The organism is Pandoraea iniqua (assembly GCF_902459685.1).
GTDB lineage: Bacteria > Pseudomonadota > Gammaproteobacteria > Burkholderiales > Burkholderiaceae > Pandoraea > Pandoraea iniqua.
In genome coordinates, this window is the sequence record NZ_CABPSF010000012.1 from 1 (window position 1) to 18,636 (window position 18,636).

General features: G+C 65.3%; 17 protein-coding genes. 7 read left to right on the forward strand and 10 right to left on the reverse strand.

All coding sequences use genetic code 11. The annotated features are described in order from the left end of the window. The 4 genes from PIN31009_RS26610 to PIN31009_RS26625 form a co-directional block, all read right to left on the reverse strand. Positions 1-561 (reverse strand): SH3 domain-containing protein (locus PIN31009_RS26610; protein ID WP_150792055.1); only part of this gene is annotated, 561 nt, incomplete at its 3' end. Between the two features lie 220 nt (positions 562-781). Further along, positions 782-2,497, reverse strand: a complete 1,716-nt coding sequence (locus tag PIN31009_RS26615; RefSeq protein WP_425495517.1) for an inorganic phosphate transporter — start codon at positions 2,495-2,497, stop codon at positions 782-784. Between the two features lie 40 nt (positions 2,498-2,537). Beyond that, a complete protein-coding gene (locus tag PIN31009_RS26620) occupies positions 2,538-3,644 on the reverse strand; it encodes an S-(hydroxymethyl)glutathione dehydrogenase/class III alcohol dehydrogenase (RefSeq protein ID WP_058375998.1) in 1,107 nt (368 codons plus the stop codon). A 162-nt stretch (positions 3,645-3,806) separates the two neighbouring features. After that, positions 3,807-4,604 carry an AraC family transcriptional regulator gene (locus PIN31009_RS26625; protein WP_150792056.1) on the reverse strand — a complete coding sequence of 266 codons (798 nt, stop codon included), beginning with the start codon at positions 4,602-4,604 and terminating at the stop codon, positions 3,807-3,809. 112 nt (positions 4,605-4,716) lie between these two features. Here PIN31009_RS26625 and PIN31009_RS26630 point away from each other — a divergent pair, with 112 nt between their 5' ends. Next, complete coding sequence (locus tag PIN31009_RS26630; protein ID WP_174997411.1) at positions 4,717-5,877, forward strand: multidrug effflux MFS transporter; 1,161 nt, start codon at positions 4,717-4,719, stop codon at positions 5,875-5,877. Between the two features lie 13 nt (positions 5,878-5,890). Here PIN31009_RS26630 and PIN31009_RS26635 read toward each other — a convergent pair whose 3' ends face one another. Both PIN31009_RS26635 and PIN31009_RS26640 read right to left on the reverse strand, forming a co-directional pair. Continuing rightward, a complete protein-coding gene (locus tag PIN31009_RS26635; RefSeq protein WP_246185875.1) occupies positions 5,891-6,538 on the reverse strand; it encodes a cupin domain-containing protein in 648 nt (215 codons plus the stop codon). Between the two features lie 107 nt (positions 6,539-6,645). Continuing rightward, entirely contained in the window at positions 6,646-8,367 is a 1,722-nt protein-coding gene (locus PIN31009_RS26640) for a putative bifunctional diguanylate cyclase/phosphodiesterase (RefSeq protein WP_150792057.1), read from the reverse strand. Between the two features lie 541 nt (positions 8,368-8,908). Here PIN31009_RS26640 and yfiR point away from each other — a divergent pair. The 4 genes from yfiR (at position 8,909) to PIN31009_RS26660 (ending at position 13,327) form a co-directional block, all read left to right on the forward strand. Then, positions 8,909-9,484: a regulatory sequestration protein YfiR gene (gene yfiR, locus PIN31009_RS26645; RefSeq protein ID WP_150792058.1), complete on the forward strand. Its 576-nt coding sequence runs from the start codon at positions 8,909-8,911 to the stop codon at positions 9,482-9,484. Positions 9,485-9,537: 53 nt separating this feature from the next. Next, entirely contained in the window at positions 9,538-10,920 is a 1,383-nt protein-coding gene (gene dgcN / locus PIN31009_RS26650) for a diguanylate cyclase DgcN/YfiN (protein ID WP_246185876.1), read from the forward strand. Between the two features lie 150 nt (positions 10,921-11,070). Continuing rightward, positions 11,071-11,679, forward strand: a complete 609-nt coding sequence (gene yfiB / locus PIN31009_RS26655) for an outer membrane lipoprotein YfiB (RefSeq protein ID WP_343039049.1) — start codon at positions 11,071-11,073, stop codon at positions 11,677-11,679. Positions 11,680-12,052: 373 nt separating this feature from the next. Beyond that, positions 12,053-13,327, forward strand: coding sequence for an SGNH/GDSL hydrolase family protein (locus PIN31009_RS26660; RefSeq protein ID WP_150792108.1), 1,275 nt, complete (start codon positions 12,053-12,055; stop codon positions 13,325-13,327). Positions 13,328-13,398: 71 nt separating this feature from the next. Here PIN31009_RS26660 and PIN31009_RS26665 read toward each other — a convergent pair whose 3' ends face one another. Then, positions 13,399-14,091 carry a 2-hydroxychromene-2-carboxylate isomerase gene (locus PIN31009_RS26665; protein ID WP_150792059.1) on the reverse strand — a complete coding sequence of 231 codons (693 nt, stop codon included), beginning with the start codon at positions 14,089-14,091 and terminating at the stop codon, positions 13,399-13,401. A 251-nt stretch (positions 14,092-14,342) separates the two neighbouring features. Here PIN31009_RS26665 and PIN31009_RS26670 point away from each other — a divergent pair, with 251 nt between their 5' ends. Continuing rightward, positions 14,343-15,395, forward strand: a complete 1,053-nt coding sequence (locus PIN31009_RS26670; RefSeq protein WP_217426852.1) for a YeiH family protein — start codon at positions 14,343-14,345, stop codon at positions 15,393-15,395. Positions 15,396-15,529: 134 nt separating this feature from the next. Further along, a complete protein-coding gene (locus PIN31009_RS28045; RefSeq protein WP_170936092.1) occupies positions 15,530-15,700 on the forward strand; it encodes a hypothetical protein in 171 nt (56 codons plus the stop codon). Between the two features lie 159 nt (positions 15,701-15,859). On the opposite strand, the gene PIN31009_RS26675 is transcribed toward PIN31009_RS28045, so the two are convergent. The 3 genes from PIN31009_RS26675 to PIN31009_RS26685 all read right to left on the reverse strand — a co-directional run bounded on the left by PIN31009_RS26675 (position 15,860) and on the right by PIN31009_RS26685 (position 18,574). Beyond that, positions 15,860-16,759: a glycosyltransferase family 2 protein gene (locus PIN31009_RS26675; RefSeq protein WP_150792060.1), complete on the reverse strand. Its 900-nt coding sequence runs from the start codon at positions 16,757-16,759 to the stop codon at positions 15,860-15,862. Positions 16,760-16,779: 20 nt separating this feature from the next. Then, positions 16,780-18,081: an O-antigen ligase family protein gene (locus tag PIN31009_RS26680; RefSeq protein WP_150792061.1), complete on the reverse strand. Its 1,302-nt coding sequence runs from the start codon at positions 18,079-18,081 to the stop codon at positions 16,780-16,782. Positions 18,082-18,214: 133 nt separating this feature from the next. Beyond that, the gene (locus PIN31009_RS26685) at positions 18,215-18,574 is read right to left on the reverse strand and encodes a hypothetical protein (protein WP_150792062.1); all 360 of its coding nucleotides are present in this window, start codon (positions 18,572-18,574) and stop codon (positions 18,215-18,217) included. Positions 18,575-18,636: the final 62 nt, after the last annotated feature.

Sequence of the window (18,636 nt, forward strand, 5' to 3'; positions counted from 1 at the left end):
ACCCGCACCGTGTCCCGGCGGCCGCGGCCCGGGGCCTGCACCATGACCATGGCCCGGCGGGCGTGGGCCCGGACCCGGGTAATGGCCGCCCGGCGGACGCGGTCCCGGCCCGCCGCCCCATTGCGGCGGACGCGGGCGAGGCGGCGGGCGGTGCCAATAACGCTGGTCGTTGTACCAAGGGCGGCCACGGTAATAGTTGCCCCAATACGAGCCGATGGAGAAAGTCACGATCGGCAGGCCGATCATCGTGCCGTAGTTCAGCACGGGCACCGGATTGCCCTGATACGGATAGCTGAGCAGCGCCGCGTAGATCCAGCCGCGCGAGCCGGGCAGTCCGATATCGCACCACGTGTAATCGGACAAACAGCCGTACACCGTCACCGGCATGCCCGGACCGGCTTGCGAGACGATCGGAAAGTCGCTCGCCGGGCCGGCCCGTACGTTGGCCGGTGAATTGATGACAGCCTGACTCGCTTGCGCCGACGCCACACCGGGCAGCGCCGCGAGCGTGACGACCGTCGCGGCGCCCGTGATGACGAGCGGCAAGAAGCTCTTGTTCATTGCATTCTCCCTGTCGTAACCGTGTGTCCGGTGCCAGGCGAAAGGCACACCGGCCAACACGTTTCATAGCTTTGTATTGAGTTCGACTGACAGGATGCCCACTTGGTTTGCTGTCACGCGTATCGAAACCGGGCTGCAATATTTGCGCGCATTACGGGGCTTACAAAATGGGAAGGTCGTTGTGGCGCCCGCCGAGCCATGCCCATCGGCCCGCAACGCCTCAGAATACCTGCCGGAACGCCCAGTAAAGCCCGCCCGCGAGCACGATGGCGGCGGGCAACGTCAGTGCCCATGCCAGTAACAAATTCCGGATGGTGTCCCACTGCAAGCCCGAGCCGTTGATGGTCATCGTGCCGGCCACGCCCGACGACAGCACGTGCGTGGTCGACACGGGCAGCCCGTAGAGATCGGCAGCGCCGATGGTCGCCATCGCCACCAGCTCGGCCGATGCCCCTTGGGCGTAAGTCAGGTGCTTCTTGCCGATGCGCTCGCCCACGGTCACGACAATGCGCCGCCAGCCGACCATCGTGCCCAGCCCCAACGCAATCGCCACGGCCACTTTCACCCAGAACGGGATGTATTTCGTCGCCTCGTCGAGTTGCCCCCGGAACGCCCGCAGTGCGCGCGCCGTGTCGGGGGAGACCGTCATATCGCGGCGTCGCTCCAGCAGACGAATCGATTCGGCGGCGAGGTACATGTCGTTGCGCACGTTGGCTACCGAGGTGGCGGGCATGCGCGAAAACGAGCCGTGACTGGCGACTTCCTGTGCGATGTCGCCGGTGAGTACCGACAACGCGGGCAGCACGTCGGCCGTGAGGGTCTCGGTGCGCACGAACGCGGTGAGCACATCGCGGGGCGGCGGCGAGGCCGCGATCACGGCGGGGGCGGCAGGGGCGGCGGGGACGGACGCGGGCAGCGGGGGATGCGCGGCCAACGCGCGCTGCGCGGTCTGCGCGGTGGTGACGAACTGCGCGACCTGTTCGTCCGGCATGGCGTGGTTGAGCGCATAGGCCATGGGCACGGTGCCGACCAGAATCAGCATGATGAGCCCCATGCCTTTTTGCCCGTCGTTGGACCCGTGCGCGAACGACACACCGGTGCAGGTGAGGATCAGCAAGCCGCGAATCCACCATGGCGGCGGCGTGCGCGGCTTCGGCGATTCATAGAGCGCCGGGTTGCGCACGCAAAACTTCAGGGCGACAAAGAGCACCGCAGCGCAACCGAAACCGATGACCGGCGAGAGCAGCAGGGAGTACCCGACGGTCGCGACCTGACTCCAGTCGATGCCGCCCGTGCTGCTCGTGACGTCGCGCCCGCGCATGAGCGCATTGGCAATGCCGACACCGACGATCGACCCGATGAGCGTGTGCGATGACGATGCAGGCAGGCCCAGCCACCACGTCGCCAGATTCCAGACGATAGCGGCGATAAGCAGCGCAAAGACCATGGCGAAGCCCGCCGACGACCCCACTTGCAGAATTAGTTCGACCGGCAGCAACGAGACGATGCTGAACGCGACCGCGCCGCTGGAGAGCAACACCCCGAGAAAGTTGAACAGGCCCGACCACATCACCGCGATGCTGGGCGGCAGCGAGTTGGTGTAGATGACGGTGGCGACCGCGTTGGCCGTATCGTGAAAGCCGTTGACGAACTCGAAGCCGAGGGCAATCACGAGCGCGATGACCAGCAGCGCGAACGGCAGCAGCGCCATCGAGTGCTCGCCGGTGCGGCCGACATCGCGAACGAGACTGTAGGTGGTGAAGACGAGACCCGCGACGAGCATCGTCAGAAAGACAGCAAGGCGGATGCGATGCCGCCGCCGCCGTGCCCGGGCGAGCGGTCCGGTGAGCTCACCCGCCGCAGGAGACGCGAGCGGGTGGCCCGGTGCGAGCGCCGGATCGGGTGATGCGGCGCTGGCCTCGCCGGGGCGGGTCACGATGGGGCGGGGGCCCTGTCGATGGCGTCGATTGCGTCGATCAGTACAGCACGACCGAACGGATCGACTCGCCGCGCTTCATCAGATCGAAGCCTTCGTTGATCTGGTCGAGGCGCAGCGTGTGCGTGATGAGATCGTCGATGTTGATCTTGCCTTCCATGTACCAGTCGACGATCTTCGGCACGTCGGTACGCCCGCGCGCGCCGCCGAAAGCCGAGCCCTTCCACTCGCGGCCCGTCACCAGCTGGAACGGACGCGTGCTGATTTCCTGACCGGCAGCGGCCACGCCGATGATGAACGACTGGCCCCAGCCCTTGTGGCAGCATTCGAGCGCCTGACGCATGGTCGTGACGTTGCCGATGCACTCGAACGAGTAGTCGGCGCCGCCGTCGGTCAGTTGCACGATGGTGTCGACCACGTTCTCGACGTCGTTCGGGTTGATGAAGTGCGTCATGCCGAACTTCTTCGCGAGTTCCACGCGGCCCGGGTTGATGTCGACGCCGATGATCTTGTCGGCACCGACCATCTTGGCGCCCTGAATCACGTTCAGGCCGATACCGCCCAGACCGAACACCACGACGTTCGCGCCCGCTTCAACTTTCGCCGAGTACACCACGGCGCCCACGCCGGTGGTCACACCGCAGCCGATGTAGCAGACCTTGTCGAACGGCGCGTCGGAGCGCACTTTCGCCACGGCGATTTCGGGCACGACGATGTAGTTCGAGAACGTGGAGGTGCCCATGTAGTGGAAGATGGGCTTGCCGTCGAGCGAGAAGCGCGACGTGGCGTCCGGCATCAGGCCGCGCCCTTGCGTGCTGCGGATCGCCTGACACAGGTTGGTCTTGCGCGACAGGCAGAACTTGCACTGACGGCACTCGGGCGTGTACAGCGGAATGACGTGATCGTCTTTCTTGAGCGTGGTCACGCCGGGGCCGACGTCGACCACGACGCCCGCGCCTTCATGGCCGAGAATCGCAGGGAAGATACCTTCCGGGTCAGCTCCCGAAAGCGTGTAGTAGTCCGTATGGCAGATGCCGGTGGCCTTGACCTCGATCAGCACCTCGCCAGCGCGCGGCCCTTCCAGATCGACTTCCTCGATGGTCAGGGGCTTGCCGGCTTCCCAGGCAATGGCGGCTTTGGTTTTCATTGAGAAATTCCTCGTTGCAACGACGTTTGGGGTGATTCCCTTCGCGACGTACCTTACCGCGTTCTAAACTTGCACGCGAGTCTTGACACGCGGGTTGCATGAAAAAAGCAGCGCCGGGTGCGCAATTTGCAAGGCGGAAAGGGCGTGGGCTCGCCGGTGACATTAGCGCCCGTGTGTGACGTCTCGTCGCGCGACTTGCTGCCGAAACTGCCCGGGCGTCTTGCCCGTCATTCCCTTGAAAAACGCAATGAACGCGCTTTCGCCGGCGAAACCGAGCGAGTGCGCCACCCACGCGAGCGTTTTGCCGCTCGAGAGTCCCTCTACCGCACGAATCAGCCGCCATTGCTGGCGCCACTGCTGATAGCTCATGCCGGTCTCGCGCTGGAAGATGCGGCCGATGGTCCTGACGCTGGCGCCGACGGTGCGTTCCAGATCGGCGAGAGCGGGCGGCAATTGTTCCGGATGCGCAAACAATGGCGCGAGCCGCCGGTCGGTCGGCAGCGGTAACAGCAACGGTTGGCGCTCTGCGGTGGCGGTCTCGGCCAGACACAAGGCCAGCAAGTGGCTGGCCGTGCCCGTCGACCAGTCGGTGTCCCACGCGGCGAAGGCGATGCGCTCGAACACTTCGCGCAGCAGCGGGCCCACCTCGATGACTTCGATTTGCGCGGGCAGCGTGTCGATCCATGGTTCGCCGAGAAAGATCGACCGGTACTCCACCGGCGTGCCCGTCACCGCGCGATGCGACACCCCGGCGGGAATCCATGCGGCGCGCGTGGGCGGCAGCAGGCACAACTGATGCGCGAGCGTGATGCGAACACAGCCGTGCTGCGTGAACAGCCACTGGCCCATGCGGTGCCGATGGGCGCCAGAGTCGTGATTGCCGAGCGTGGATGCAATGCCGATCGCGCTGCGCTGCATCGCGTCGGGATCGAACGTTGCCTGAGGGTCAAGCCATGCCATGACGGGGCCGATGCAATGAATTGTCCGATTTGATGGATAAATCGACTGAGTACCAATAATACGTCAGCCCATGTCCCCGCAAGATGCTGCCTTCACTTTCCCGGAGCTTTCCATGACTTTGCCTACCCGGCGTGAGATGGCGTTGCCCATCGCGCTGCTTATGTTTCCGCAGATCGCCGAGACGATCTACAGCCCAGCCCTTGTCGATATCGGCGAGACATTCGGCGTGGGGCCGGCCGCCGCGGCCAGCACGCTCTCGGTCTACTTTTTCGCGTTCGCCATCGGCGTGGTCGTCTGGGGGCGCATGTGCGATGTGATCGGGCGCCGTCCGACGATGTTGTTCGGTCTCGCGATTTATGCGGTGGCGTGCGTCGCGGCGCTGTTCGTCGATACGTTCGGCGCCTTGCTGGCCGCTCGCGTCGTGTCGGCTTTCGGGGCAGCCGTCGGATCGGTGGCGACACAAACGATCTTGCGCGACCGCTATCAGGGGCCTGCGCTGGGGCAGGTGTTTTCGATGGTGGGCATGGCGCTCGCCGTGAGCCCGGCGATCGGCATGTTCTCGGGGGCGGTGCTCGCGGGCTGGCATGGCTACGTCGGCGTGTTCGGCGGGCTCGCGGTGCTAGCGGTCGCACTGCTCGGCTGGAGCGTCATGCGATTGCCCGAAACGCGCCCGCCGCAGGTCACCAAGGTGCCGCTGTTCGCCACGTTGTGGGTGATGTTGCGCGACTTCGACATCTGGCGTTCCGCGGCGCTTGTCGCGCTGTTCAACACCTGCCTCTTTTCGTACTACAGCCTCGCGCCGTTTATGTTCGAGCGGCTTGGCGTGAGCACGACGCTGTTCGGCTATTCCGGGCTGGCGCTCGCGCTCGGCTCCGGCATCGGCGCGAGTCTCAACAAGCGGTTGCTGGCGCGCGACGTTGCGCCGCAACGCATTGTCATGACCGCCAGCGTGCTGGCGACGATCAGCGGCGCGGCCATTCTGCTGCTCTCGGACACCTTGTGGTTCCTCGTGCCGGTCATGCTGCTGGTCGTGGCGTTCGGACTGGCGATTCCCAACATCCTGAGCAGCGCACTGGCGCGTTATCGTGACCGTCTGGGCACCGGCGGCGCGGTACTCGGGCTGTATTACTACCTGCTGATCGGCGCGGGGCTCACGCTTTCGGGCATGTCGCAGACGCTGGGCGGCACGTATTTCCTGTGCGGTCTCGCGGCCGTGCTGCTGTGCGCAACACGAGCGCTGACGGCACCTCGCGAAAGCGGCGCCAGCCGCTGATGCCGCGCACCGCTCACGAAGGCTGGGTCACAGGCTCGTAGATCGTCAGCGGGCCGCAGTTCTCTTCGGTTACGAAGAAAGCGAGCAGACGGGCAGGGTGCACCGGGTCGGGGTTTTCGGTCATCGTGTGCAGGGTGCCGGGCGGCTCGAACCACGTTTGATTCGCCCGGTAGGTGACCGGGGCTTCGGCATTGAGTTGCGACCGGATCGTGCCTTCGATCACGACGGCGGTGACGGCGCCCGGATGCCGGTGCGCGGGCGAGAAGGCGAGCGGCGGAAATTCCACCATGGCGGTCGTGACCGATTTGCCGGGGGCGTTGGCGAGCGGCTCGCACGACAGCGGCGTGACCTTGGTGGCGGGGCGCGCCGCGCCACCGTTGCCGGTCGATGCGTTTGCCATGGCGGTTGGCGTTGCGCGCCCCGTGGCCGACGTCACCTTCGCGGTGAGCGCGTCGTTGGCGCGCGTCGCCAGCGTGCAGAACGTGTCGAGCCAGCCGGGGAGGGCGCGTTGTGCCGGGGGCGTCATCGCCAGACCGGCCGCTGCGATACCCAGCGCCGCAAGAACACCCGCCGCGCGGTGCGTTATCCAAGGCGCATTGGGTGCGGCGTGAGGCGACCCCGGTGCACGCGACGAGCGCACGGGTTTCGGAACGTTGAACATGGCGAATCCTCCGGAAAGGACTTCAGCTTAGGGGGCTGATGTCCTGTCAGGAAGTGCCAAAAAGCGGCGAATCGACTATGCCATGTGAGGCGGGAAAGGAAGACGCTTCAGCGGCGCGCCCCGCTGCCTAGCGGTGCCACGATGTGATACAGCCCGTGCATGTCGATGGGCCGTGCAAACCAGTAGCCCTGTCCTTCGTCGCAGCCCAGCTCTTTTAACCGCTGCGCTTGTGCCTGCGTCTCGACGCCTTCGGCCGTCACGCGCAGGCCGAGCGAGTGCGCCATCGCAATGACCGCGTTCACGATGGCAAGGCTTGGCGGATGCACGAGCATGTCGCGCACGAAGGTCTGATCGATCTTCAACCGGTCGACGGGAAAACGCGTGAGGTAGGCGAGACTCGCGTAACCCGTGCCGAAATCGTCGACGGCAATCTCCACGCCCATATCGTGCAGTGCCCGCAGGGTGCCGACGGCGGCGCTCGAATCCCCCAGCAGCACCGTTTCCGTGATTTCGATTTCGAGATGCCGGGGCTCCAGCGCATGCGCGAGCAGCGCGCGCTCGACCATGCCCACGACGTCCTGCCGTGCAAACTGCTGGGCAGACACGTTCACCGAAATCCGCGGCAAATGGCCGCAGCGCCGCAGCAATCGGCTCGCTTCCCGGCACGCGGTCTGTATCACCCATTCACCCAACGGCAGAATCAGCCCGGAGGTCTCTGCAATGGGGATGAATTCGGCCGGCCCGACGGCACCGCGCACCGGGCTGCGCCAGCGCAGCAGCGTCTCTGCACTGCGAATCTCGCCATCCGCCAGACTGACCTGCGGCTGATACACCAGATGCAACTGCGAATGCGCCTGCTCGTTCACAGCCACGCGCAGCAAGCTCTCCAACTCATTGCGCCTGCGCGCCTGCGCATCCATTTCGCTGCTGAAAAAGCGCAGGCCGCCACCGCTGGCACTGGCCTCGGCGAGGGCAAGGTGGGCGCGGCGTAACAGCGTCTCCGGGGTGTTGCCGTGTTCGGGATAACTCACGGCGCCGATGCTGGCGTCGAGAGCGACCGGGTTCTGGTCGACGTCGGCCCATTGCGCCAGACGCGTCTGAATTCGCGATGCCAACAAGCGCGCTGCGTCGCCGGTTTCGTTCGTCACGATGACGAACTGGCTGCTGCCGAGGCAGGCGAGCGCGTCTTCCGGGCCGCTCGCTTCGCGCAGCCGTTCGGCGGCGATGCGTAGCGCGAGTTCAGCGGTGGGCGGGCCGAACGTGCTGCGCAGTTTGCGCAGGTGATCGAGTTCGACGAGCATCACCGTCAGCCCGACCTGCTGGCGGGCGCAGCGATGAATCGCGAGTTCGAGCCGCTCGTTGAGCAGCGTCTGGTTCGGCAGGCGGGTGACGGGGTCGTGATGGGTGACGTACCAGAGCCGGGAGGCGACCTGCACCTGCTGCGACAGGTCGAGCACGATGCCGACCCAGCGCCGCTCTCCCGGCGCGTGTTCCACGCATGACAGCGCCAGCCGGACCGGCAGCCAACTGCGTATGTGGGTGAGCAGGTGCCATTCGTCGTCGTAGGGCACCTCTTCGTCGGGGGACAGGCTCGCCAGCGCCGGGAGACGCCGGCGCGCGAGTTCCGAGGGATCGAGCAGGGAGAGGAAGCTGCGCTGGCCGAGCAGGTGTTCGGGCAGGTAGCCCGTCAGGCGGGTGAACGCCGTGTTCATGCGCTCGATCATGCCGTCGTCGTTGCAAACGAACATGGCATAGGGGGCACTGTCGAGCGCAGCACGGCTCAACTCGGCCTGTACATCGGGCACGGGGCGCGGCACCGGATCGTTCATGATCGCGCGCGTCGAGCACCGGGAATGACCCACTTCCACAGCAGCATGCAACACCTCCCTGGCGTCGCGAATCTCTTGATTTTCGAGCGATCTTCGTCACCCGATTTACCTTGTTTTTCAAAAGGTTATGTGCATCATTCTGCCACGGTAAAAGCGCGCGTGTGCAAGGGAAAATGCGGAGGCGGCGGGGCTTTCGGAAACCGCTTCGCGCGTGCATGCTGTGCGATGTCGGTGGGCGCAGGAGGCCCATTGAAAATGGGAGGGGTGTGCCAGTGCGGCCGGTGATGAAAACTTTACCGGACGGCGCGTTCATATGGCCTCGCACACGGGGCTTCGGTATGATGCGGCCTGACTCGAATGGGGCCGGCGGCACACTGCGGGATCGACATTCGGTGATTCGCAATTGTTAAGGACTACAGTGTTGTATTGCGTCTGTGCGTTGACAGGCAGCACGGCATCGAGGGGCAGGCACCCACACCTTGTCCCCCGGTTTGCGCGTGTGCGTGTCGCGCTTTTTTTTCTGTGCCTGTGGTGGCTCGCCATGGGCTCCGCTGCCGCGCAAGCGCCGGGCGGCGGCGCTGTGCCCGCTGTGTCCGCTGCACCGGGTGCCACCGCCGCTCCGGCAGTACCGGCCGCGCCGGGATCGCCGGGATCGTCCACGGCGGCGGGCACGCGCGAAGCCAACGTGCGGCAGGTCGTACTGGGCATCATCAGTTTCACCCGCTGGCCCACCACGCCGGCCAAGGTGCGGCTGTGCGTGAGCGGCAATACGGATTACGCCCGCGACTTGCTGGCCGGTCCGCTGCCGAGCGCGGGCCTTCCGGTCGAGGCACAACGTCTGCCGGTGGGAGACCCCGCGGTGGCCACCTCGTGCGATGCCCTCTATCTCGGTGCCGTGAGCGACGCCGAACGCAGGCAAGTGCTGAGCAGTATCGCCGGCCACCCGATGCTCACGATCAGCGAGCGTAACGACTCGTGCACGCTCGGCACGATGTTCTGCCTGAACATCGACGCCGACCGTGTGACCTTCGACATCAACCTCGACACCGTCGCGCGCAGCGGCGTTCGTGTCCACCCCAATGTGCTGAAGCTGGCGCGCAAGCCGGGGACACCATGACGATCCAACGCCCCCCCATTCCCCCACCGAGCGGCGCGCCCGACGCCCCCTTCATGCCACACGCTTCCGCCGCCGGACTCTCGGCGGCCGAGATGCCGGGTCATGCGTCTGCCGACAATCATGCCAACGGCGCGTTGCACGACCGCTCGTTGTCCGCCCCTGCCGCTCCTGCCGCGGCTGCCGGGGCGGCGGGTGCACCGGCAAAGCTTCGCCGCCGGCCCTCGCTGCAAGGGGTGCTGCGACGCACGCACCTGCGCCTCGCCGTCTCCGCCGTAGTGCTCGCCGCCGTCTCGCTCACGCTGGTGGCGTGGATCGCGCTGCGTGTGTATGCCGAAAACAATTTGCTGCTGCTTGGCCGTTCGCTCGCCTACACCGTCGAGGCGGCCGTGGTGTTCGGCGACCGCGTGGCGGCACAGGAAGCGATTGCCCTCATCGCGCATGAAGAGGATGTCGTGCAGGTGCGTGTGCTCGATGCACACGGCGCTCAGTTTGCGCTGTGGCGCCGGCCCGATGGCGGTGCGCTGGCAACGCTGGAGCGCGCCGTGGCCGACGTGGCGTTGCCGGGGCCGGTGACACTGCCGATTCGACACGACGGCGATGTCGTTGGACACATCGAAGTGCAGGGTCAAGGGCATCAATTCTTCGTATTCCTATTGAGTGGCGTGGGCGGCGTGCTGGCATGTTTGCTGGTAACGTTCGCGGTGGCGACCGTGCTGGCCAAGCGCATGCACCGCGATATCGTCAAGCCACTGCGGGCACTGGCGGAAGTGGCGCACGCGGTGCGTCGCGAGCGTGCGTTTCATCAACGCGTGGCGGCCACGCCGATTGCCGAACTCAAGGAGTTGGGCGACGACTTCAACGCGCTGCTCGATGAATTCGAAGGCTGGCAGAACCACCTGCGTGCCCAGAATGCAACACTCGCCCATCAGGCCAATCACGATCAACTGACCGGCTTGCCGAACCGGGCTTACTTCGAATCGCGTCTTGCGCAGGCGCTGGTCGATGCCCGAGAACTGGGCACGCATGTCGCGCTGCTGTATCTGGATAGCGACCGCTTCAAAGAGATCAACGATCACCAAGGCCACGATGCCGGTGACGCGGTACTCGTGGCGATTGCCGAGCGCCTGCGTCAGCCGCTGCGTGAGGGGGATCTGGTGGCGCGGCTGGGCGGCGACGAATTTGCCGTGATGTTGCCGGGCGTGCGTCAGACCTCGAACGCCGTGCGACTCGCGCAGAGCCTGCTGGTCGCGATGGAAAAGCCGATTGCGCTGCCCGGTGGGGGCGAGATCGTCACGTCGATGAGTATCGGCGTGGCGCTGTACCCAACGCACGCGCCCGACGCACCTGCGCTGCTGCGCGCCGCCGACGCCGCGATGTATCAGGCCAAGCGTGCCGGTGTCGGCACTTGGCATGTTGCGGAAAGCCCCAAGGGATAAGGCGGCGCGCAGCACCTAAGATGATCTGAACAACGCACTACCCGCATCACCCGCATCACCCGCAGCACCGCAGCACCGCAGCACCTAAAAAAATAAGCAGCACCATAAAGATAACGACGACCGGATTACACACCGCAATGGGGAATCACCTTGAACTTCGCAGTTGACACCACACAATCGCGCCCGGGCACGTCGCCGGTTCATGCCAGCCTTGTAGGCGCCGCGCGTTTTATTTCGCGACACGTCGCGCGACACCTTGCACACTTGCGCACGCTTAGCCGCCGCCTGCTCGTGCTGACTTGTCTGCTCGGCGTCGGTGCGCTCGCCGGTTGCCAGACCACGCCGGTACACGGCCTCACGGCGGAACAGATCGCTGCGCTTAAGTCGGAAGGCTTTGTGCAGACGGATGAAGGCTGGGAGTTCGGACTGTCCGACACCGTGCTGTTCGATACCGATAAATTCGTGCTGCGCGACGCCGCTCGCCAGACGGTCACGCGTATCGGTCAGACGCTCGTGAAGGTCGGCCTCGCTGAGGTTCGCGTGTACGGCTATACCGACTCGGTGGGCAGCGACACCTACAACGAACAGCTCTCGGCGCGCCGTGCCGATGCCGTCGCCGCCGTGCTGGTCGATGCCGGGATGCAGCGCGGGGGGATTCAGGCCGTTGGCGCGGGCAAGCGCAATCCGGTCGCGGATAACAGCACGGCCAGCGGACGCGCGCAGAACCGGCGCGTGGCCATCGTTATTTCGACGCGTTAATTCGCGTTAATTCGCTTTAACTCGCGTTATCGAGGCGCGGCACACGCGCCGGGGCCGCCAGCAAAGGCTTGGCGGCTCGCGATGGCAGTCGCGTCGATCGGACGAAGTGCGTTTGGCGGCGCGGCGGTAATGCAATGTAAGTCCTTGCTAAGTCCTTGCCGACGGCCACAATCAGGCACAATGGCGGCTGTCGTCGACATGGCGTGGCCGAGATCCGATCACCGCTGCGCCGCTGTCGTCGATGCCCCCGATGTCCCTTGATGTCTCGATGTTCCCGATACCGCCGATGCCCCGGTTTTCTCTCAAAGACGGTCTGCACCGCGTTCGCGCTGTCTTTCACGCTGTCTGGTGCGCTGTCTCGCGCGCCCCCTCGATGCGCGCCCGCCCCATGGTCTCCCCGCTCAACGTTCTCACCGTTCTCGCGGCAACGGCCGCCCTGATGCTATGCGCGTCGCCCGCAGTTGCGCAGAACACGCGCGTCGGCACATGGGCCACGGCACCTCAGGCGGTGGCGCAGCATCCGGCCGCGCCGTCGTTTAACCGCGCGCCGGCCGTTGGTGGCCGCACGGTGCGGCAGGTCATCTATCCGAGCCTGTCAGGTGGGGAAGTGCGGGTGCGTTTCACCAATGCCTACGGCACGCAGCCGCTCGCCATCGAGCGGGCAAGCGTGGCGGCCTCCGTGCGGGGCGCGGCGATCGATGCGTCGACCTTGCGCGCGCTGACCTTCGGCGGTCAGCCGGTCGCGAAGATTGCGCCGGGCGCGTCGCTCGAGAGCGACCCGGTCGGCATCACGGTCCGGGCAGGAACGCCGCTGGCCATCAGCCTGTTCACCCGCGAGGCGCAAACACCGACCACTTGGCACAAGATCGCTCAGCAGACGGCGTTTTTGAGCGGCGCGGGCGATTTCGTCGATAGCGAAGCGCCGACCGCGTTTCGTACCAAATTCACCAATACCTTGTGGCTGGCCGGCGTGAGTGTGGTGCCGGCGGCGCCCGCGCACGCCATCGTCACCATCGGCGACTCGATTACCGACGGCATGCGCAGCTCGATCAATGCCAATCACCGCTGGCCGGACGTGCTGGCGCGCCGCCTCGAAGCCGCCGGCCGGCGCGATATCGCCGTGCTCAATCTGGGCATCAGCGGTAACCGTCTGCTGCACGACTCGGCGTGTTACGGCGAACGGCTCGTGGCACGTTTCCGGCGCGATGCGCTGGAACAGCCGGGCGTGCGCACGGTGGTCGTGCAGATCGGGATCAACGACATCAATTTCGGCTATGTGCCGCCGCATAGCGGTCTGGACTGCGACGTGCCACACGTGATCGTGACCGCCCCCGAGATGATCGCGGGCTATCAGACGCTTATCGCTGCGGCGCGTGCCCGGGGCGTGCGGATTCTGGGCACCACGATTCCCCCGGGCAAACTGCCGCCCGAGCGCGAAGCGGTGCGTGAAGCGGTCAATCACTGGGTGCGCACGGGCGGGGCGTTCGACGGTGTGATCGATTTCGATGCGGCGTTGCGCGATCCGGGGCAACCGACGCGGATGCTGCCGCGGCTCGACAGCGGCGACGGCACCCATCCGAGCGATGCCGGTTACGCGGCGATGGCCGATGCGGTCTCGCTGCCGCTGGTGCTGGGCACCGGCAAGTAAGGCAGCGTCGTCACCTTCGCGCGACCTTCCGGCCGGCACCGAGCGCCAAGCGCCAAGCGATAGCGCTTCGATTAGCGCTCGCGCCTTACGCCGACCGTGATTTGCTGCAACCGCTCGACTTCCGGCGAATGCAGCCACGCCGGATGCGCCAGACAGTGCTTGAGCAGCACCGTGGCGTCGTCTCCCCAGTACAACTCACCGTCGCAGGCAAATGTCGGCACGCCGAAGACCCCGGCAGCAATCGCTGCCTCGGTATTCGCGCGCAGCCCGGCCTTCACTTCGGGGGCATCGGTACGTGCCGCCGCGTCTTCCGGCGACAGCCCCAGCCGTTCACTCAAATCGCGCCAACCGGCTTCGTCGGTGACATCGCGCCCTTCCGCCCAGATAAAGCGAAAGATCGTGCGCACCACGTCGTGCGTGGCCCCCAGCGCGACGGCCAGCCGCAGGACGCGAATCGGGTGGAACGGGTGAACGGGCGGCATGCGAAACGCAATGCCATCCTGTTCCGCGCGGAATTGCGCCATCCGGTACGTGAAGATGCGCTTGGCCGGAATCTCGGCCGGCCCCTGCGTCTGCACGTGGACGAGGATCGCCCCGAGCACGATGGGTTTGAGTTCGATGCTGAGCGAGCGGGGCAGCGTGCCGAAGCGCTCGAACTGGAGATAGGCGAAGGGGGATGAGAAGTCGAAATACCAGTCGGCGTGGTGCGTCTGGTTATCGGTATCGGTATTGGCATCGACATTGGCATCGGCAGCTTGCGGCATGAGGCGGGTCTCCGGGTTTTTGGGGTTCTGGATGTCACGCAAAGCAGGCTCCGGAGAGTGTAGCGCAGACCCCTATGCGTCACCCATCGACGGTATCTGCCGCGACTCGATGCGGGAAAGCCTAACGAATTCAGTGAGTTAGTACGCCATCCCATAAATATCGGGAATATTTATATATCGTATCCGATATAACGATTTTTATTATTGAAGCGGTTTTCTTAGACTGGCAAACATTCAAGAGGAGTGCAGCCATGACAACGAGAACCCACGACGCCCGCCCTGCTTCGGCAACCCGCCCGGATACGCTGGTGCCGGATCAACACAACCCGTGGGCTGGCCTCGTTCTCTCGACGGTCATCGCATTTGTCGCGCTGCTGCTGGGGCGTCAGATGCCCCTCGTCGGCGGCCCGGTGTTCGGCATTCTGCTGGGCATTCTCGTGCGCAACATCTTCGCCCCCGGCGCGCGCTACGAAGCCGGTATCAAATTCGCTTCGAAGTACGTCTTGCAGTGGTCGATCATCGCGCTGGGCTTCGGCCTGAGCCTGTCGCAGGTGGCGCACACGGGTCTCGAATCGCTGGCTGTCACGGCTGTGACGATTACCGCGGCCGGCCTGTCGGCATGGGGCCTTGGCCGCATGCTGGGTGTGGGCGGCAAGCTCAAGCTGCTCATTGGGGTCGGTACGGCAATTTGCGGCGGGTCGGCCATCGCGGCCGTCACGCCGATCGTCAAGCCGGACGATCACGAAACCGCCTTCGCCATTTCGACCATCTTCCTGTTCAACATCGCCGCCGTGGTGCTGTTCCCGATGCTCGGGCACATGCTCCACCTCTCGGATCTGGGCTTCGGCATGTGGGCCGGTACCGCCATCAACGACACGTCGTCGGTGGTCGCCGCCGGGTACAGCTACAGCAAGGAAGCCGGTGACTACGCGACGATCGTCAAGCTGACCCGCGCCACACTGATCATCCCGATCTGCCTGACGCTGGCCGCCATCGTCGCCTACCGCGCCAAGCGCTCGGGTGCCGGCAACTTCAGCCTTGCCCGCATCTTCCCGTGGTTCATTCTGGGTTTTCTGGTGGCCTCGGGCATCCGTACGGCCGGTCTGGTGCCGCCGGTACTGCAACCGTGGATTCACGACGCGGCTGAATTCCTGATCATCGTGGCACTGACCGCCATTGGCTTGTCGTCGAACCTGCGCCGCATGGCGTCGACCGGGATCCGCCCGATTCTGCTGGGTCTCGGGGTGTGGGCGGCGGTGTCGGTGAGCAGCCTCGGCGTGCAGCTCGCGATGGGACAGCTCTGAGCCAAGGCCGATGCACAGCGGCCTCAGGATGCTCCGGCCCTAGGGCAGACCCGGCGGGCAAGCCGCCATGTGTCGCCTAGAATGCAATCACGCACCGTCGTTGACGGTGCGTGAAGCATTTCTGGGAGACGAACATGGGAACCTCGTTCGGAGAGATCTGGTACACGATCGGCGCGCTGGCCGTCATTGCGCTGCTCGCGGGCATGGTGTGGGAGTTGGGGGTCTGGTGGACACGCCACCCCGACAACAGCGCCGTGCAGCGGCTGGAACACGCGTGGGCCCGCATCCGGCATCCACGGCAATGAGTGAGCGCGGCAGCGCCAGACGGACGCACTGAACGGCCCCGCGCTGCCCGAAACGACCACGGCCGGCGTTGAAGCCGGCCGCGTGGGAAAGTGTGTGCTGCCTGCTGACCGCCATACCCGCCCGTCAGGCGGCCATGTGTGGCAGGCAGGGGATGACGTTCAGGATTTGTCGAACTTCAGATGGCTTGGGACGTTCTTGTCCCAACGCGCCAGATCTTCCAGCGGATAGGGCTTGCCACCATGCAGCGCGCGCTTGATGCGGCTCTTGCCGCTGGGCAGCGGTACATTGGGCAGCGCATCGCCCGCCGGCGTACCGGCGTGATCGAGGTAGTCGCGCTTGAACTCCGCCTGCGTCATGCCCCACTTCATCAGAAACTCGCGGCTGCCGCGATTCTTGATCACCCGGCCCGTCGAGCGGCAGCCGAAGTGATAAACCACGCTCTTGCCGACGATCCGAAAGGTCCGGCAGCCGACCAGCCAAAGCTTCATCAGGAAGTCGTCGTCGCTGCTCATCCCCGGTCCGAACTCGATGCTGTAGCCCCCGACCAGATGCCAGAGACTGCGGCTCACCAGCGTGGGTTGCGTGGGCACGCCATTGACGTCGCTGCGGCCGAGTGACTTCGCGAAAGCCAGCAGCGCGGCTTCGTCGAAGGTTTCGGTCGTGGTGCCGAAGTCTTGCGAGACGACTTGTTTGCTCACGCCCGCGTTGGGCTCGATCATCACCGACGACAGGTAGTAGATCGGCGTGTCGAGCGCACGGGCGGCCTCGATGAGCGCGGTGTCCCAGCCGGGCGTCACGAACATGTCGTCGTTCAGGAACAACAACTGATCGTGCGACGCCAGCGGCGCGAGTTGGTTGAGCGCGAGGCAAACGCCGACGTTGCCGGTGCTGTGGGTGTGGCGCAAGCCTTGCTCGCGCACCCACGCAAGCGTGCCATCGCTGCCGTCGTTGACGTGGACCAGAATCTCGTGGGCTTCGCCCGAGTGCCGCCGCACGCTGTCGATACACAGCTTGAGGAACGGCAGGTTATTCCAGGTCGGGATCAGGATGCTTAGCATGGAGGGACTACGGCCTCGGGTTAGGAACGTTCGGCCGCAACGGCGGTGTCGGGTGGGCTGTCAGGATAGGCAAGCGCGGCCAAAAGCGCCAGCATCGTTGCATAGAAAGCCACGGTGACCTTCAGGTTGAAGGTCTCGACCGTGAGGCCGAAGACGGCAAACGCCACGGCGGTCATCAGCCCCATGAGCGCTGCCCGTTGTTCTCGTCTGCGCGGTTGCAACGCGCCGACACGAATGAAAAAGTGGGCCGGGCCGAGATAAACGCCAAGGATGGCCAGCAGACCGAGGAGCCCGTAGTCGGCGACGTAGGCGAGGATCTGGTTGTGCACCTCGCCCTTGCCGTAATCGGCGGCCATCGGCGTGAGATCGCCCGCCGCTGCCATCGCCGGCATCGCGTTACGGTAACCGTGCGCGCCGAGCCCCGTCAGCGGATGCTCGCGGATGAGCTTGGCGGCAGCCTTCCACAATTCGAGGCGGATGCCGACCGACGTGTCCGCCTGACCGGCGTGCAGCAGCGCCAGATCCGAGTGGATGGCGTCGAAGCGCTCTCTGACGGTGGCAGACAGGAAGCTGCTGGCCACGAGCACGACGGCCACTGCGGCGACGATCACCCGGCGTTTGATATTGGCCGAGTGCGATTGGCAAAGCAGCCAGATGACCAGCAGAACGGGCAATGCGATCCAGCCGCCGCGCGATTGACTGGCCCACGACGCATAGCAACCGGCGGCCCCGCCGAGCAGCTTGAAGGCAACGAGCCAAGGCCGGTCGCGGGCAAGCCAGTGGATGGAGACGACCGAGAGCACCCCGAGCAGCAAGGCGATATCGCCAAAGTGAATGGGGTTGAGAAAGGTGCTTTCCGCGCGAGGGGCGAGCGTTTCGGCCGTCGAATACAGCGCCATGAACGCCGCCGAGATGGCGCCGAGCCCGAAGGTCAGATCGATCCACCTGGGAATATTCGACGCAATGTGGCGCAGGCCGAGAAAGACCAGCACGGCCAATAGAAAGCGGGCCGGCGAGTCGAGGGTATTGGCGACGATGTTGCGATGCAGTAATTCGACGAAGACGACCGCCACAATCGGCAGGCACAGGGACGCAATGAAGACCCTGAAGTACGGGCCATGCTTCATCTGCGGGTGCGGCCGGGGGCATTTGCGCGCCGCGAAAAGTGCGGCCGCGCCACAGGCGACGATGAGGAACACCACGGTATTGCCGCCACGTGGAACGACTAACGCGGCAGCCGGGAACAGCAGAATGAGAATGCCTACAATCGTGGCAAACAGATGCCGGCCGGGATTGCGGGTCGGCGCATGGGTCTTGCTCATTGGATACCTGGCAGACTTCGTCAAATAAAACTGCACGAAGTATGCCAGAAATGGCGCTGGGAACCGGCCTTTACGTGCCCGGGGTTTGTGACGGCGCAACAAGCCGTCACGCCAAGGCTCGCGGTACCTTGACTCAGAGGTTCATTGCCCCCAGCACGCCGCACAGGTGCAGCGCGACGTGTGTCCATGCCGCTTCGTCGTAGGCATCGCCTTCGCGGGCCTGCCGTTGCGCTGCATGAAACACGCGCCACATGGCGGCGGCGCTCGACGGCGTCCCGCCCGCCAGTTGATATTGGCGTTGCAGCGCCTCCGCGAGCCAGGGTTGTTCCTGTGCGCAGGCGTCGGCGTAGGCTTCGACGGCGATACGGGCGAAGGGGTCGGCCGCGGGGTCGAGCACGACTTCCTGACGCGCCGCCATTTTCGGCACGGCGGAGAGGGCGTGGGCGTGGCCGTGGCTGTGGGCGGCGGCGTGGCGGGTGTGGTGATGTTTCATGTCGGTCTCGTCTCGTTGGCCGCGCCAGGCGTTCCGGCGCGGGCTTCCTTACGTGGACTCAA

Excerpts from the sequence above, each read along its gene's own strand:
- PIN31009_RS26620 (WP_058375998.1), bottom strand. The coding sequence starts at position 3,644 with ATGAAAACCAAAGCCGCCATTGCCTGGGAAGCCGGCAAGCCCCTGACC.
- PIN31009_RS26625 (WP_150792056.1), bottom strand. The coding sequence starts at position 4,604 with ATGGCATGGCTTGACCCTCAGGCAACGTTCGATCCCGACGCGATGCAG.
- PIN31009_RS26630 (WP_174997411.1), top strand. The coding sequence starts at position 4,717 with ATGACTTTGCCTACCCGGCGTGAGATGGCGTTGCCCATCGCGCTGCTT.
- PIN31009_RS26635 (WP_246185875.1), bottom strand. The coding sequence starts at position 6,538 with ATGTTCAACGTTCCGAAACCCGTGCGCTCGTCGCGTGCACCGGGGTCG.
- PIN31009_RS26640 (WP_150792057.1), bottom strand. The coding sequence starts at position 8,367 with ATGAACGATCCGGTGCCGCGCCCCGTGCCCGATGTACAGGCCGAGTTG.
- yfiR (WP_150792058.1), top strand. The coding sequence starts at position 8,909 with ATGGGCTCCGCTGCCGCGCAAGCGCCGGGCGGCGGCGCTGTGCCCGCT.
- dgcN (WP_246185876.1), top strand. The coding sequence starts at position 9,538 with ATGCCACACGCTTCCGCCGCCGGACTCTCGGCGGCCGAGATGCCGGGT.
- PIN31009_RS26660 (WP_150792108.1), top strand. The coding sequence starts at position 12,053 with ATGCGCGCCCGCCCCATGGTCTCCCCGCTCAACGTTCTCACCGTTCTC.
- PIN31009_RS26665 (WP_150792059.1), bottom strand. The coding sequence starts at position 14,091 with ATGCCGCAAGCTGCCGATGCCAATGTCGATGCCAATACCGATACCGAT.
- PIN31009_RS26670 (WP_217426852.1), top strand. The coding sequence starts at position 14,343 with ATGACAACGAGAACCCACGACGCCCGCCCTGCTTCGGCAACCCGCCCG.
- PIN31009_RS28045 (WP_170936092.1), top strand. The coding sequence starts at position 15,530 with ATGGGAACCTCGTTCGGAGAGATCTGGTACACGATCGGCGCGCTGGCC.
- PIN31009_RS26675 (WP_150792060.1), bottom strand. The coding sequence starts at position 16,759 with ATGCTAAGCATCCTGATCCCGACCTGGAATAACCTGCCGTTCCTCAAG.
- PIN31009_RS26680 (WP_150792061.1), bottom strand. The coding sequence starts at position 18,081 with ATGAGCAAGACCCATGCGCCGACCCGCAATCCCGGCCGGCATCTGTTT.
- PIN31009_RS26685 (WP_150792062.1), bottom strand. The coding sequence starts at position 18,574 with ATGAAACATCACCACACCCGCCACGCCGCCGCCCACAGCCACGGCCAC.